The organism is Leminorella grimontii ATCC 33999 = DSM 5078 (assembly GCF_000439085.1).
GTDB classification, from domain to species: domain Bacteria; phylum Pseudomonadota; class Gammaproteobacteria; order Enterobacterales; family Enterobacteriaceae; genus Leminorella; species Leminorella grimontii.
In genome coordinates, this window is record NZ_AUUA01000008.1 from 63,823 (window position 1) to 78,056 (window position 14,234).

The 14,234-nt window shown below is 56.5% G+C and carries 13 protein-coding genes and 1 pseudogene; 3 read left to right on the forward strand and 11 right to left on the reverse strand.

The window, feature by feature from the left end; all coding sequences use genetic code 11:
• Positions 1 to 71 precede the first annotated feature (71 nt).
• The 3 genes from G544_RS0112005 to G544_RS0112015 form a co-directional block, all read right to left on the reverse strand.
• The gene (locus tag G544_RS0112005; RefSeq protein WP_027274834.1) at positions 72 to 1,352 is read right to left on the reverse strand and encodes a DUF6765 family protein; all 1,281 of its coding nucleotides are present in this window, start codon (positions 1,350 to 1,352) and stop codon (positions 72 to 74) included.
• 224 nt (positions 1,353 to 1,576) lie between these two features.
• Complete coding sequence (gene uxuA / locus G544_RS0112010) at positions 1,577 to 2,767, reverse strand: mannonate dehydratase (RefSeq protein ID WP_027274835.1); 1,191 nt, start codon at positions 2,765 to 2,767, stop codon at positions 1,577 to 1,579.
• Between the two features lie 61 nt (positions 2,768 to 2,828).
• A complete protein-coding gene (locus G544_RS0112015) occupies positions 2,829 to 4,130 on the reverse strand; it encodes an MFS transporter (protein ID WP_036023955.1) in 1,302 nt (433 codons plus the stop codon).
• A gap of 255 nt (positions 4,131 to 4,385) precedes the next feature.
• Between G544_RS0112015 and G544_RS0112020 the strand changes: the two genes are divergently transcribed.
• Both G544_RS0112020 and G544_RS0112025 read left to right on the forward strand, forming a co-directional pair.
• On the forward strand, positions 4,386 to 5,099 hold the full coding sequence (locus G544_RS0112020; protein ID WP_027274837.1) for a FadR/GntR family transcriptional regulator: 714 nt from the start codon (positions 4,386 to 4,388) through the stop codon (positions 5,097 to 5,099).
• A gap of 134 nt (positions 5,100 to 5,233) precedes the next feature.
• On the forward strand, positions 5,234 to 6,583 hold the full coding sequence (locus G544_RS0112025) for an esterase-like activity of phytase family protein (protein WP_027274838.1): 1,350 nt from the start codon (positions 5,234 to 5,236) through the stop codon (positions 6,581 to 6,583).
• Between the two features lie 33 nt (positions 6,584 to 6,616).
• On the opposite strand, the pseudogene G544_RS20455 reads toward G544_RS0112025, so the two are convergent.
• The 8 genes and pseudogenes from G544_RS20455 to G544_RS0112070 form a co-directional block, all read right to left on the reverse strand.
• Positions 6,617 to 8,017 (reverse strand): annotated as a pseudogene (locus G544_RS20455) (PepSY-associated TM helix domain-containing protein); the annotation flags it as partial.
• Between the two features lie 116 nt (positions 8,018 to 8,133).
• Positions 8,134 to 8,682, reverse strand: coding sequence for a hypothetical protein (locus tag G544_RS20460; protein ID WP_051155724.1), 549 nt, complete (start codon positions 8,680 to 8,682; stop codon positions 8,134 to 8,136).
• Positions 8,683 to 8,842: 160 nt separating this feature from the next.
• Positions 8,843 to 9,139 carry a DNA-binding transcriptional regulator Fis gene (fis, locus tag G544_RS0112040; protein WP_027274839.1) on the reverse strand — a complete coding sequence of 99 codons (297 nt, stop codon included), beginning with the start codon at positions 9,137 to 9,139 and terminating at the stop codon, positions 8,843 to 8,845.
• Complete coding sequence (gene dusB / locus G544_RS0112045; protein ID WP_027274840.1) at positions 9,121 to 10,128, reverse strand: tRNA dihydrouridine synthase DusB; 1,008 nt, start codon at positions 10,126 to 10,128, stop codon at positions 9,121 to 9,123. Before dusB ends, fis begins: the two co-directional genes overlap by 19 nt.
• A gap of 278 nt (positions 10,129 to 10,406) precedes the next feature.
• The gene (prmA, locus tag G544_RS0112055) at positions 10,407 to 11,291 is read right to left on the reverse strand and encodes a 50S ribosomal protein L11 methyltransferase (RefSeq protein ID WP_027274842.1); all 885 of its coding nucleotides are present in this window, start codon (positions 11,289 to 11,291) and stop codon (positions 10,407 to 10,409) included.
• Between the two features lie 48 nt (positions 11,292 to 11,339).
• Entirely contained in the window at positions 11,340 to 12,785 is a 1,446-nt protein-coding gene (panF, locus tag G544_RS0112060) for a sodium/pantothenate symporter (protein WP_027274843.1), read from the reverse strand.
• Complete coding sequence (locus tag G544_RS0112065) at positions 12,775 to 13,032, reverse strand: YhdT family protein (protein WP_027274844.1); 258 nt, start codon at positions 13,030 to 13,032, stop codon at positions 12,775 to 12,777. The genes panF and G544_RS0112065 overlap by 11 nt, the downstream gene beginning before the upstream one ends.
• A gap of 198 nt (positions 13,033 to 13,230) precedes the next feature.
• Positions 13,231 to 13,626: a tautomerase family protein gene (locus tag G544_RS0112070; protein WP_027274845.1), complete on the reverse strand. Its 396-nt coding sequence runs from the start codon at positions 13,624 to 13,626 to the stop codon at positions 13,231 to 13,233.
• Between the two features lie 142 nt (positions 13,627 to 13,768).
• On the opposite strand from G544_RS0112070, the gene G544_RS0112075 reads away from it, so the two are divergent.
• The gene (locus tag G544_RS0112075) at positions 13,769 to 14,200 is read left to right on the forward strand and encodes a GFA family protein (protein WP_027274846.1); all 432 of its coding nucleotides are present in this window, start codon (positions 13,769 to 13,771) and stop codon (positions 14,198 to 14,200) included.
• The last annotated feature ends 34 nt before the right edge of the window (positions 14,201 to 14,234 follow it).

Below are 14,234 nucleotides of genomic sequence, written 5' to 3' on the forward strand. Positions count from 1 at the left end.
TTTTATGGCCGCTTCGGCTTGGCCGCCGCGCCATATCGTTAGGCGTAATTTACTCCTACTGACGCGCTGTGTTATTTGTCGAAGCCCCGTTTTACGGCGTCTCTCACCCGTTTGGCAAACACGTTGAACCAGAAAAAGTCCTCTCCGTGGACGGCGAGCGTTTGCCTCGTCAGCACGGAGGGAAGCGAATCGTTAGCGGCGTTCAGTTGAGCCATCTCTCTGGGCAGAGTCGAAATTTCATCTTCTTGCTCAACCAGAGAAGGATCGCCATCGGAAAAAATGTCCGCCAACGCCTTTTCCCCATTAACGGCCCGCTCAACGAGGTCGACGGCCGCGTTTGAATTAGCAACGCGGGCGAGCGAAGACGGATGCGGCTGGCTTAACGACTGGCTCAACAGCGCGCCGACGCGATAGTCGTAGTCGATATCGGGAAAGCTTTTACGCCAATGGATAACCAGCTTCTTCGGCTCTTTTTCCCTGGTCAGAAAGCCCCGCCGCACCGCAGCGCCTATCGGTTCCCATTCGCTTTGAGAAAGCGCCTTCAGCCCGCGGCAGTCGCGAAGAAAGTTGAGCAGGCGCCGGGCGCAGAGCAAAAATTCGGCGGTGTTGTCTCTCGTGTATTTCAGGTCGAAAAGCGCATGGTCGCGCTTTTTTTGCCGGGCGGTAAAGCAGAGGAAGGTCTCATCCGGCGAGTGGCCAAAGGTAGCGTGGCCGACGAAGGGAGAGGGCAGCCCGCCGTCGAGAGCGGCGGGTTCGCCGTTTGCTTCAGCGGTGACGCGCGGAGCATGGCTTTGTTCCAGATTGTCGTAAGAGGACGTCACTACGCCGTGATTCCACCAGCCGCCGAAGCCGGAAAATTTCTGGTGAGCGTAGGTATCGGCAAAAACGTGCAGCAGCAGGCCTATCAGGATCAGGTTTTCTCTCGCCGCAGGCGCGTTCCGATAGCGCTCTTTGGCGTAGAGCATCAGGTCTCTCAGTACGGTCGGTTTCTCGAACGTTTCCGGCGCGACGCGCCAGTCCGGCGAGCCCTCAGGAATTTTAGCGTTCAGCGGCTGAGGAGGAATAAAGTGAAAGGGGATAGCGATATTGCGCTGATTGTCGCGGCTGAGCAGCTTGGCGAAGTCGAACCAGCTGGAGAATCCGGTTGTTACGCAGTGAAAGCACCAGCCGCGCCCTTCCTTTTTCGCCAGGTGCCTGGCGAACTCCGGCACGTTATCAAGCATAACGGTTCCCGCGCGGTTGTAGTCGTCGACAAACTGGGAATAGCTGGCGATAAGCTGCGATTCGTCGGCGGAAAAACCGGCTTTGACCGCGAGAGACTTTACGGCGAAGTAGTGAAAGTTAATGTCCATATCCTAATCCTGAAGTTTGGGGCTTTCGTCGTGCCCGTTTGTTTTATCCGTTCGGCGCGCCGTTTTTATCTGCGCCGCTACGCTTAAGGATAGTTGGGTATTTCAATAATATTCGCAGTAATAGTTAATGAATGTGGCTTTCTTTTTTACGCGTCACATTTCTAAAAGAAACCGCAGCGAATTCGCTGCGGTTTTGAGAACAGGATTGGGTTTAAGCGTCAGCGCTATGAAAGCTCCGGGAAGAAGGCGCGTTTTAACGCCAGCTCCACGCCGCGTACTTCCGCCAGCCCCTTCAGGCGGCCGATAGCCGAATAGCCGGGGTTGGTCTTTTTCTTCAGATCGTCAAGCATCTGGTGGCCGTGATCTGGGCGCATGGGGATCTTGCGCAGGTCGCCGACCTTTTGGCGGCGAGCTTCTTCTGCAAGGATGGCTTTCACCACCGAGTACATGTCCACGTCGCCGTTGAGGTGCGCGCCTTCGTGGAAAGTTTTTGGATTCTCTTCCCGGCAGGTGGAACGAAGATGGGTGAAGTGGATGCGATCGCCGAAGGCTTCAATCATCTTCACCAGATCGTTGTCGGCGCGCACCCCGTAAGAGCCTGTGCACATCGTGAAGCCGTTATAAACGCTGTCGACGGTTTCCTTCAGCCACTGCATATCCTCAATGGTGGAGACGATGCGAGGCAGCCCCAGGATCGGGCGCGGCGGATCGTCCGGATGGACTGCCAGCCGCACGCCGCAGGCTTCGGCCACCGGTACTATCTCTTTTAGGAAATAGGCCATGTGCTCGCGCAGCGTTGCCTTGTCGATGCCGTCGTAGGTCGCCAGGTGGTTGCGGAACTGGTCCAGCGTGTAGCCTTCTTCCGCACCGGGCAGCCCGGCGATGATGTTGCGCGTTAGCTTGTCGATATCGGCCTGACTCATGGCGTCATAATAGGCCTTTGCCTGAGCCGCTTCTTGCTCGGTGTAGTCGGCCTCGGCGCCCGCGCGCTTGAGGATGTGCAGCTCAAAGGCGGCAAAGGCGATTTGGTCAAAGCGCAGGGCTTTGGAGCCGTCGGGCAGTTCATATTCCAGGTCGGTTCGCGTCCAATCCAGCACCGGCATGAAGTTGTAGCACACGGTGTCAACGCCGCAGGCGGCCAGGTTGCGAATCGACTGCTTGTAGTTGTCGATATGCTTTTGATAACTGCCCGTGTGGGTTTTGATTTCTTCGTGCACCGGAATGCTTTCCACCACTGACCAGGTTAAGCCCTTCGATTCGAGCAGCGCCTTGCGCTTTTCAATCTCTTCAACCGTCCAGACTTCGCCGTTCGGTATGTGGTGTAGCGCCGTCACTACGCCGGTAGCTCCCGCCTGTCGAACGTCGTCCAAAGAGACCGGATCGTTCGGGCCATACCAACGCCATGTTTGTTCCATAATGTATACCTCTGTTCAAACTGTTCAAAAAAACGTGTTCTTTAGCAACATCGGGCGGCTATCAGGCCTCGATGGGGTCTTTCACGATGAAGAAATAGGCCAATGCGCCTGCAAACGTCACGCAGGAGCAGACGATAAGCGCCCAGTTGAACGAACCGGTCGTATCCAGCACCCAGCCGGTGACGATCGGCGCAAAGGAGGCGAAGATAAAGCTGCCGAAGTTCTGGATGCTGCTGACTGACGCCACCATTTTTGCCGGCGTGATGACCTGCACCAGCCCCCAGCAGGAGGTGCCCGCAAAGTGGACGAAAAACAGCGCCAGACTGATAAAGGCGACCGCCATTGCCGTAGTAGTGGACTGCACGACCAAAAGCGTACAGGCAGCGGAGCAAACGAGGCCGAAGCAGATAAGCAGCTTGCGGCTGGTCATCAGCGAGAAGCCCTTTCTGGCCAGACGGTCGGCTACCAGGCCGTTAACCAGCATGCCCATAGAGCCGAACAGGAACGGGATCGCCGCTACCCAGCCGGTGTTGGCCAGGCTCAGGCCGCGTTCGGCCTGTAGGTATCCCGGCAGCCAGGCCAGATAGAGCCAGCCGGTGTAGTTCACGCCGCTGAAGCCTAAAATCATGCCCCACACGGTGCGCTTTTTGAAAAGCAGAGCCCACTCGCCGAAGGTGACGCGAGTTTTTGCCGCAGGCTTGCTGCCGGCGTTCAGATAGGCCAAGTCTTCTTTACCGAGGTTGAGCTCTTCGCGGTTGCGGTAGTAGGCGTACCAGCATACGCCTATCAGGATGCCCGCAACGCCGATGATGATGAACATGGCGCGCCAGCCAAAGGCCAACATCAGAGCGACCAGAATCGGCGGAGCGAACGCCTGTCCGATGGTGGTGGACGAGTTAAAGATGCCCATCGGCGTGCCGCGCTCTTTGACGTTAAACCAGTCGTTGACCACCTTGACGCCGCTGGGCATAAACGGCGCTTCGCCAATGCCCAGGCCGATGCGCAGCGCGATGAACTGCCAGAAGTTGTGCACAAAGCCGGCCATGCCCTGCATAGCGGACCAGAAGATCAGCCCGGCGCCCAGCACGATGCGGGGACCAAAGCGGTCGAGCAGCAGGCCGGAAGGCAGCTGTGAGATGCCGTAAGAAAGAGAGAATGCCGACAGCAGCACGCCAAACTGCGTGGCGGACAGGCCCAGATCGCCGCGGATCGCTTCGTTTGCCACGGACAGCGAGCCGCGGTCGAGGAAGTTAATAATGCCGGCGAAGAACAGCAACATCAGAGAAATTGTCTGTATTCTGCGGACCTTTGCCGTTTTTGCCGCGTCGAGAGGCATGACAGTATCAGGAGAGCTCGTTTGCATGTTTTGTCCTAATCCCATGAATTTTTATTGTTATCGTCGACGTTCGTTTTGGCGTCGGCGGTATAAATTAATTTTGGTCCAGTGGCATGATGGTCCGGCCACTGGACCGATCGGTATCATCCATGAAAAAGAACCTGATTGATGTGACTATAGTCACATTTATGATCCTGTGGGATCCGGGGCGCGTCCCCGATGGAACAGGAGATTGTGATATGCTTACAGCTATAAACGTTTTTCCGCTCCCGGAGGGGCGAAATGGAATTACCTACTCTCAAAGTTGAACGGCTCTATCGCCAAATATCTAACCTGTTGATTGACTGCATTAAAAAGGGGCAGTTTTTGCCGGGCGAGCCGCTGCCGTCGGAGCGCGATCTCTCCAAGCAGATGGGCGTGAGCCGCTCGTCTATTCGCGAAGCCTTTATCGCCCTTGAGATGACCGGCTGGATTGAAATTCGCGTGGGCAACGGCGTATACGTCGCCAATCCGCTGCCGCAGGAGCGTGCGCAAGAGGCGGCGCCAACCGATGCGACGCGTCAGGAAGAGGAGTTCAGCCTGCAGGCGCTCCTGAAGGCGCGGCAGGTGTTTGAAACCATGCTGGCCGAACTTGCGGCCCGCAACGCGACCGACGATCAGCGCGCCGAGCTGGTGGAAGTGCTGCAGGATCTGGAGAAGCAGCGCGATAACGACGAGAACTTCCTGCGCGAAGACAAGCGCTTTCACCTGCTGATTAGCGAAATGAGCGGCAATGAAGTGCTGAGGGACATGATGGAATACCTGTGGGATAAGCGTAACTCGACGCGCTTCGTTCGCCTGGAGGCCCACTATGCCGATCCCGATCTGGCGCTGCATATGAACGTCGATCACGCCCGCATTGGGCAGGCTATCTTAGACCGCGATCCGAAGCGGGCCTCGGCCAGCATGCGCGAACATCTACAGAACGTTTATGAGCGGTTCTTTAAGATCGAGTAACGCGGCTAACGGGCGGACGGTGGCATAGAAAGCACCGCCGCTTCGCCTTGGTTCTATTCTTTGGGCCATTCATAAAACAGTCACTTTGTAACGCTATGCTTAGTCACTAAGTCTGCTACCAAGGATGCCTGAAAATGAAAAAAGCCTCACTTTCACTGCTGTTTGCTTCTCTTTTTCCCCTGTATGCCAGCGCGGCCGATGCGGATATTCAGGTTAGTCGGTATACGGTAAGCTTCCCCAAAAACGATAGGGTGGCGTATCGCGGTTCGGCGTTTCCCGACGGCCTGCCGGTGGGCGTCGGCTCCGGCCTGCTGTTTTTGCATAAAGAGGGGAACGATCTGATTTTCGCTACCGTCACTGACCGCGGTCCGAATGCGGATGCGCCAAAGGCGGGAAAGCGTGAGTCAAAAATTTTTGCCAGCCCAGACTTTACGCCGCTGTTGATGAATATTCGGGTCAGTGCGGATAAGGCTCAGGCCGTTGACGCCCGCGCGCTGCACGACGCCGAGGGGAACATCAGCGGCCTGCCGCTGCCGGAAGGGCTTATCGGCGCCACTAACGAGGTGGCGCTCGGCGAGTCTTTACACGCTCTGAAAAGCGACAAGCGAGGCCTGGATTCTGAAGGGATAGCCCCGGACGGTAAAGGCGGCTACTGGCTGTGCGATGAGTACGGACCGTTTATTGTCCATATCGACGCCAGCGGGAAGATACTTGAGAAATTCGGCCCGCAGGCACAGGGCGAAGAACGAGGCGTGGCGGGCGGCCTGCCCAATATCATTAAATGGCGCCAGCCGAATCGAGGCTTTGAGGGACTAACCCGCATGCCGGACGGGCGCATTCTCGCCGCCGTGCAGAGTACGCTCGATATCGACGGCAAAACCAAAAACAGCGCGCGGTTCACCCGTCTGGTGAGCTTCGATCCGGCTACCGGTAAAACCGCGATGTACGGCTACCCGATTGACGTCGAGGCTTATAAAAAAGCAAAGGATGCCAAGATCGGCGATATCGTCGCATTGGACAATCACCGCGTGCTGGTGATTGAGCAGGGAGCGGATAAAGACAAAAACATGCGCAACCGTATTTATCTGGTAGACCTCAGCCAAGCCAGCGATCTGAGCCAGTTCGATAAGCAGCCGCCGGAGTTTGACGACGCCGATGGTCTGAAGACCAGAGGGATTACTCTCGCCGCGAAAACGCTGGCGGTAGACCTACGCGCGCTAGGCTGGCGACAGGAGAAGGCAGAAGGGCTGGCGCTTATTGACAATAAAACTCTGGCGGTGATTAACGACAACGACTTCGGCATTCGCCCCGAGCTGGTGAATGCGGCAGGCGGCAAGAAGAACATGGATGATTACGAGGCCGACGGTAAAGGTAATCTGTTGGTTGACGGTAATCCGACGCAGGCCAAAATCGTGATTCAGCCGCTGGATAAGCCAGAGAGCGAAAACGATCTCTGGATTATCAGGCTGCCGAAGGCGCTGTGATTTGTATTAGGCTGACCGTCAACGCGCTCTTTGGGGCGCGTTGACGCTTTCCCTCGCTCGGCGTATTTTCCATCGCGCCGCGTCAAACAGTAAAAAAGCCGCCAGGCTTACCCCCATAACCGGCAGCGCGTAGCCCAGACCAGCGGCAACGATAAGAGAAGCTGCCTTTTGAGGTACGGATAGAGGCAGCCAGGCGTTGAGCAGGGTCTGCGCGGGGGCGCTTTCCTGCGACGTCGGCCGCTTCAACCACCACATCCTGTAGCCGAAGGCGATAAGCGCGCAGAGGCCTAATCCAAAGGCGGCTAAAATCAGCTGATTAGGCAGGCCAAAAAGCACGCCCATGTGGGCATCGACGCCCCAGCGGGTGAGTTTGGCGATAAGGGGAAAGCGTTTAAATTCGGCCCTGTCGACGAGCGCGAAGTCGTCGGGGTGAATGGACACGGCGTCTACCCGCGTTGGCCAACTGCGGTCGATTTCCGCCACCGTCCACGCGGTTTGGGCGTTTTTGGGCTGACGAATTTCAAGCTTTGATGCCTTGATGCCCGCGCTGCGGGCGGACGTAAGCACGTTGTCCCAGTCGGCATTACGGGCATTTTCCTCAAAGGCGGCAGGGCGTTGCGCCATGTGGTGATGAGCATGTTCTCCTTGAGGAACGTTTGGGGGAACGCCGGTCAACGTTGCATTAACCTGCGGCGTAAGCCAGCCCAGTTGAGCCCGCAGGCTGTCAATATTGCCGCCCGCCCACTGCGACCAGGTCAGCCCGGTGGCCGAAAAGAAGAGCAGGCCGAGAGAAAGCGTAACGCCAATTAAAACGTGGCGACGCCGGGTTTTTGCCGCCGCACCCCTGGCGGCGCTAACCGTGCAGCGAGATCGAGACGTCCACCATAGCCAAAGCCCGCCCAGCGCGGCGACCCAAAGCCAGGAGGCCGCCAGCTCGCTGTAGTTTCTGCCGACGTTGCCTAAAAGCAGGTCCCGGTGCAGCCGGTCAATAGCCGTTCTCAGCGGTAAAATGCCGCTGGTGCCGTAAACGGTCAGGTCGCCTTTAACCGCGAGCGTATAGGGGTCGATAAAGACGGCGCGAGATTCGGACTCGCCGAGCGCGGGGTCGGTAAACTGTACGCGCGTCGTATCTGTCGCTTGCGGCGCAGGGCGAACGGCGTAAATTCTGGCATCTTGCCCCGCGTAGGCCCGTGCGGCGGCGATCTGTTCGGACAGCGCCTTCGCTTCACCCAGAGGCTCGGCTTCCAGCGCGTCGGCGTAAATCCGATTCTCCAACTGCGGCGTTAGCGCGTACAGCGCCCCCGTTAGGGCGGCGATAAAGATAAAGGGAGCGATGAACAGGCCGATATAGAAGTGCAGACGGCGAATGAGGTTTAGCAGCGCTGACGGCGCGCGGGGATGCGGCATGAGATCTCCAATGAGGCGGGCGCACATCCCTGACGCGGAGCAAACGGAATAGGCGCAGGATAGCTTTTTGTTAATTTTATGTAAATAGCTAAATGAGCTTGGCGTATCAGACAGGCTATTCTCTGGTTCTGTCGCTTTGAAGGCTACGTAAGCAGTATCGAAGAGGCAATGATTCCACCTATCGTCATGGCTGCGCCCAAAATAAGGCCGGGAATTAAAATAAACAGCCGCAGGGGAGATACATAAGGCGTGATTTCAATCCGGTACTCTGGCCTGATAAGCTCCGGCGTAATACAGGTTATTTCGTACTCTCCCGGTTCCTCGCACTGGAATGTTCCTATCTGTAAAGACTGGTTTCCTCGCATGTCGGTTCGTCTCACGGTCAGCAAGTTCAGACGGTTTCGAGGGAAGTAGGCGATGCCTTCGCCGGAATGGCGAGAAGTGAGGGCGAAATCAGCGGAAAAGTGAGAAACGCCTATCAGGATTTTTGAGGGAGGAATAAGGACTGAAACCACATAGCGCCCTGTTTCAGGTAGCGTCAGGCGTACGTTATTATCCTGCGCGGAAAAAAGGCTGCGCGTTTTAGGAGAGACGATCCTTGCTAGCTTTCCGATGCAGCGAACAGCAAGCCATCCACCAAGCGGAATTAATAGAGGTAAAAAATACTTAAGCAACGGTAGGATATCTTCCATGATAAGGCGGTTTCCTGATAATAACGTAATGAAAAAACGGGAATAGTATAAGAATGCGCGTTTGCCATCTTTTTGCGATAGGTGCGCGTTATGCTTGGAAAAAGAAAAAGCGCCTATCAGAAAATAAGCGCTTTTTGAAATCGAGATATACGCAGCGAGATTAGTTCATGCCGTACTTTTTAAGCTTCTTACGCAGCGTACCGCGATTGATGCCCATCATCAGGGCTGCACGGGTCTGGTTGCCGCGAGTGTACTGCATCACCATATCCAGCAGGGGCTGTTCAACTTCTGCCAGGACCAGTTCATAGAGATCGTTAACGTCTTGACCGTTAAGCTGAGCAAAGTAGTTCTTTAAAGCTTGTTTAACCGAGTCGCGCAGGGGTTTTTGCGTGATTTGGTCTTGTGAGTTGACGGTGGCGACAGTTAATACATCAGAATTTACGCGTTGTTCGAACATGGTTCTGTTAGCTCTTCTATCTGTTTAGGCAAAATTTCAAAATACGCCTTCAGCGCATCAAGCTGCTCATCGGCATCCTCAATGGCGTTGAAGGTCCGTCGGAACTGGTCGTTGGGGGCATGCTCCTGTAAATACCAGGAAACGTGCTTACGTGCGATCCTAAGCCCCTTGCCCGACCCATAAAAGTCGTGCAGGTCGCTTACGTGCGCCGTTAACAAACGTTCCACCTCTTGCAGCGGCATCGGTGGAAGCTGCTCCCCTGTGTCCAGGTAATGCTGGATTTCCCGGAAGATCCAAGGTCTTCCCTGAGCAGCGCGGCCAATCATCAGAGCGTCGGCTCCGGTGTAGTCCAGTACTGCTCTGGCTTTATGCGGGTCAGTGATATCTCCGTTAGCGATAACGGGTATACCTACATTCTCTTTTACAGACTTGATGCTGTCGTACTCCGCTTCACCGTTGAACAGGCAGTGACGCGTCCGGCCGTGAATCGTGATGGCCTGAATTCCGCAGCGTTCGGCAAGCTGGGCGATTTCAACGCAGTTGCGTTGTTCTGGGTCCCAACCGGTGCGGGTTTTCAACGTCACCGGCACGTCAACGGCGTTGACGACGGCGCGAAGAATTCTCCCAACCAGCTCCGGATACTGCAACAGTGCAGACCCCGCCAGCTTGCGGTTGACCTTTTTGGCCGGGCAGCCCATGTTGATATCTATCAGCTGAGCTCCGTTTTCCACGTTGATGCGAGCGGCCTGCGCCATGTCCTGCGGATCGCAGCCTGCGATCTGAACGGCGCGAATGCCGGGCTCATCGTAGTGGACCATGCGCAGCTTTGACTTATCGGTCCGCCACACTTCCGGATTGGAAGAGAGCATTTCCGATACCGTCATTCCGGCGCCCATCGAATGACAGAGCGTTCTGAACGGGCGATCCGTAATTCCCGCCATAGGGGCGGCAATTAGGCGGTTTGTCAATTCAAGGTTACCAATGCGCATGGATAGTCAAACGGCCATATGTGTCTGCAAGGGCGCGTATATTACGCATTTTTCGGCCCAGATGAAAGGCCAAACTTTGAACAATTTTCGACTAAAATCAAAGAAACGAGAGGCCGAACGTGATGTAAAATATCTTTTTCATATTTTACAATAAGTTGTATAAACACGGCTAAATACGGCTTTTTAAAGCCAACGTGCTCCCTCGGTCGACCGCTTGATTTGTCGTCGGCGGCGCCTGAAATAAAGAAAAAGCGCCCGCGCTGCGGGCGCAATGCGTTTTATGCCTTCCTGACGCCGGTAATGCGGCACCACTCGGCGTTTTCAGCCACCGGATCGAGCAAAAACAGGTCGCTGTAGGCGGCGCTGACGTCCTGCGCCTGTGAAGAGAGGATGCCAGACAGCCCCAAGTGGCCGCCAGCCGTTGGCAGTTTGCCAATCAGCGGTGCAAGCTCTCTTAGAGGGCCTGCGAGGATGTTGGCGACCACGACGTCGGCGCTCAGGTCGTCCGGCTGGTCTTTGGGCAGATAAAGCTCAAGCCGGTCAGAAACGCCGTTGCGCTCTGCGTTATCGCGGCTGGCGAGTATCGCCTGCGGGTCAATGTCGATGCCGATGGCTCTGGCCGCGCCGAGCTTGAGGGCGGCAATGGCTAAAATGCCCGAACCGCAGCCGAAGTCGATAACGGTTTTGCCGGCCAGATCCAGCCCGTCCAGCCACTGTAGGCACAAAGAGGTGGTGGGGTGAGTGCCGGTGCCGAAGGCGAGGCCGGGGTCGAGCATCACGTTAACCGCGTTTTTATCCGGCACTTCGCGCCAGCTTGGGCAAATCCACAGGCGTTCGCCGAAGCGCATCGGGTGGAAGTTGTCCATCCACTCGCGCTCCCAGTCTTTATCTTCCAGCTGTTCAATCTTATGGGCGAAGCCTGTACCGAGCAGCGGGTGATGCTCCAGCATCGCCACGACGCTTTTCATGTCGGTTTCTGCGTCATACAGGCCGATAACGTCGGTGTCGCCCCACAGGCGGGTTTCCCCCGGCAGCGGCTCGAAAACCGGCACGTCGTGGGTATCTTGAAAGGTCACCGAGACGGACCCGCTTTCTACCAGCGCGTCGCCGATGTCTTCGGCGTTAGCGCCGGTGGTATTTAACTTCAACTGTATCCAGGGCATAGCGTCTCTCTTTAATGCGAACTTAGGCGGGGCTGCGCCCCGAATCTTTTATCTTAAGGCGGCAGAGGAATGCGAGCTGCGTTCCCCCACGGCGTTGCCAAGCAGGAACGTAACGATGCCCAGTGCAAGGGACGGTACGATCGGATGCAGGCCGTAAAGCTGCAGGCTTAGCGTCGCCAGTACCGCGTAGCAAACGGCGCCGCACACCATAGAGCACAGCGCGCCGTAGGCGTTGGCCCGCTCCCAGTAGAGGCCAAGCACCAGCGGCCACAGGAATACCGCTTCCAGCCCGCCGAACGCGAGCAGGTTCCACCAGATGATCATCTGCGGCGGCCGCCAGGCGGCGAGGATAAGCAGCAGGCCGAGAATAAAGGTCACCCAGCTTGAAATTTTCGCCAAACGCCTGTCGTTTTGCAGCTGTTCCGGCTTGAGGCTTAGGTATAAATCCTTAATCAGCGTAGCGGACGCCTGCAGCAGCTGGGCGTTGATAGTGGACATAATGGCGGCCAGCGGCGCGGCGAGGAAAATGCCGGCGGCAACCGGCGGCAGCACCTTAATCATCAGCGCCGGAATAACCTGATCCGGAATGGTCATTCCGGGCATGACGGCGCGGCCCAGCGCCCCGGCCAGGTGCATGGTGAACATCAGCACGGCGACGATAACGGTACCGATAATAATGCCGCGATGCACCGCTTTGCTGTCCTTATAGGCGATGCAGCGCACTGCCGTGTGGGGCAGGCCGACAACGCCAAAGCAAACCAGGATCCAGAATGAGGCCATAAACGGCAGGGAGAGGAAGTCGTCCGCCCCGGTAGGAGAAAGCAGTTTGGGATCGATCGCCTCCAGCTTGTCGACGGCAGAGCCTACCCCGCCGGCGGCATAAATGACCGCGATCAAGAGCAGAATGGCGCCGACCAGCATCACGACGCCCTGCAGCGCATCGTTAAGCACGCTGGCGCGAAAGCCGCCGAAGGCGGTATACAGCGCGATGGTTGCGCCGAAAATCAGCAGCCCGATGTCGTAGGGAACGCCGGCCGCGGTTTCCAGCAAGCGAGCACCGCCGATGAACTGAACGGTCATCGCGCCAACGAAGGCTAAAAGCAGGCTGATGCTGGCAAACCAGACCAGCGTTTTGCTTTTATAGCGGGCGTAAAGTACGTCGTTGAGCGTTACCGCATTGTAGCGACGCGCTAGAATGGCGAACTTTTTTCCCAGTACGCCAAGAGAAAGCCAGACTGCGGGCAGCTGGATCATGGCCAGCAACACCCAACCCAGCCCATATTTGTAGGCCGCGCCCGGCCCGCCGATAAACGAGCTGGCGCTAATGTAGGTCGCCGTCAGCGTCATAGCCAGTATAAAGCCGCCCATCGAACGATCGCCAATGAAGTAGTCATTGAGAAAGTTGCCTTTCTGGCGCTTGACGTAGGCGTAAATCGACAGGCCGAAAACCAGAAAGAGATAGGCTATCAGCGGCAGAATAACGTCAAATTGCATCGTTATGCTCCTCTGGGCTGTCCTCTAGCGGGATATCGCGAAAAACGAAGCGGACCATAAGCCAGCACAGCAAAATGAAAAGCAGCGGCACCAGCAGGCAGGCCATCTCAAACCAGTGCGGCAAGCCGGTGAAGCCCTGCTGCGCATCCGGCAGATAGGCGGCCAGCGACCAGGCGAGCAGGTAGACGAGCGTCAGCCATACCGCCCAACGGGCTTCTTTATGGGCCTGGGAAAAACGAGGATCCATAGTGCGACTCCGTCATTGTCTGTCAGTACAGTCAATCTCCCACGACAATGAGCCGTAGGCGAATAAGATTCAAGGGATAGGATTGTACGGAAACGTAAGCGTTTGCACAGCACTATTTTAACGTAGGGAACTGAAAGCGTTGGTGGAAAGAGAGGGCAGTGCGCCCTCCTGAATTTGGGGCGATAGGCAGAAAAGGCGCTATCTTTCGTCGGGCGACCAGTCGGGGCTAAAGCCGCCTAACGTGGGATGGTACATCTCATCTCCAGCGTGCTGGGTGAACTCGACGTTGAGGCGGTCTTCCCTTAGGCCCAGTATTTCTACGCAGTCGGCGATAAGCCGCTTTGCCAGCGCCATTCTCTGTTCGGCCGGTCGCCCTTGCCGAATATCGCACATGAGTACGGAGACCTGCTCGAGGTCCCCCTGCTCGTTTACCGTTCGCCAAACGCCGCCGTCGCCGGTTTCCCGAATGGCTATGCTGATGCGGCGAATGTCGACTGCCATCATTGCGGTATAGGTTTGGCAAAGCCTTTTGGCTAACGCCTTTTTACGTTCGGCATCGTAGCAGCCGTTAACGTCTAGCTGTAAATAGGGCATAGTGTTCTCCTGAGGACAACATTCACACTATGATTGTAGGCCTTGTCGTTCGCCTTTTCACCGATAAAGCCTTGTTTAAGCCGCCGGGACTGTCTCCGCTGAGGTATCGACGGCGGCGCCATAGCCAAGAGAGGAGGTCTTTATGTCAGATACTCAAGCCGCACACGGACGCTGCCTGTGCGGTAACGTCGGTATCACCGCCGCTAAAATGAGCCGCAGCGTGGGCGCCTGCCACTGTGGAATGTGCCGTAAGTGGAGCGGCGGGCCGTTTCTTGCGGTCGATTGCGGTACGGAGGTGACGTTTAGCGGTGAAGAGCACGTCGGCGTATTTCGGTCATCCGAATGGGCCGAAAGGGGATTTTGTAAGATCTGCGGCACCAGTTTGTTCTATAGGCTGATGCACAACGGACAGTATGAAATACCGGTAGGGCTGTTTGATGACGCTCAGCGCCTTGCCTTGACGATGCAAATATTTACCGACCGCAAGCCGGACTATTATGACTTCGCCAACAAAACGGAAATGATGACCGAAGCCGAAGTGTTTGCGATGTTTGCCCCGCCTGACGAACCGTAGCGCGGTAAAATAAAAAACGCCGGAAACTGAGTTC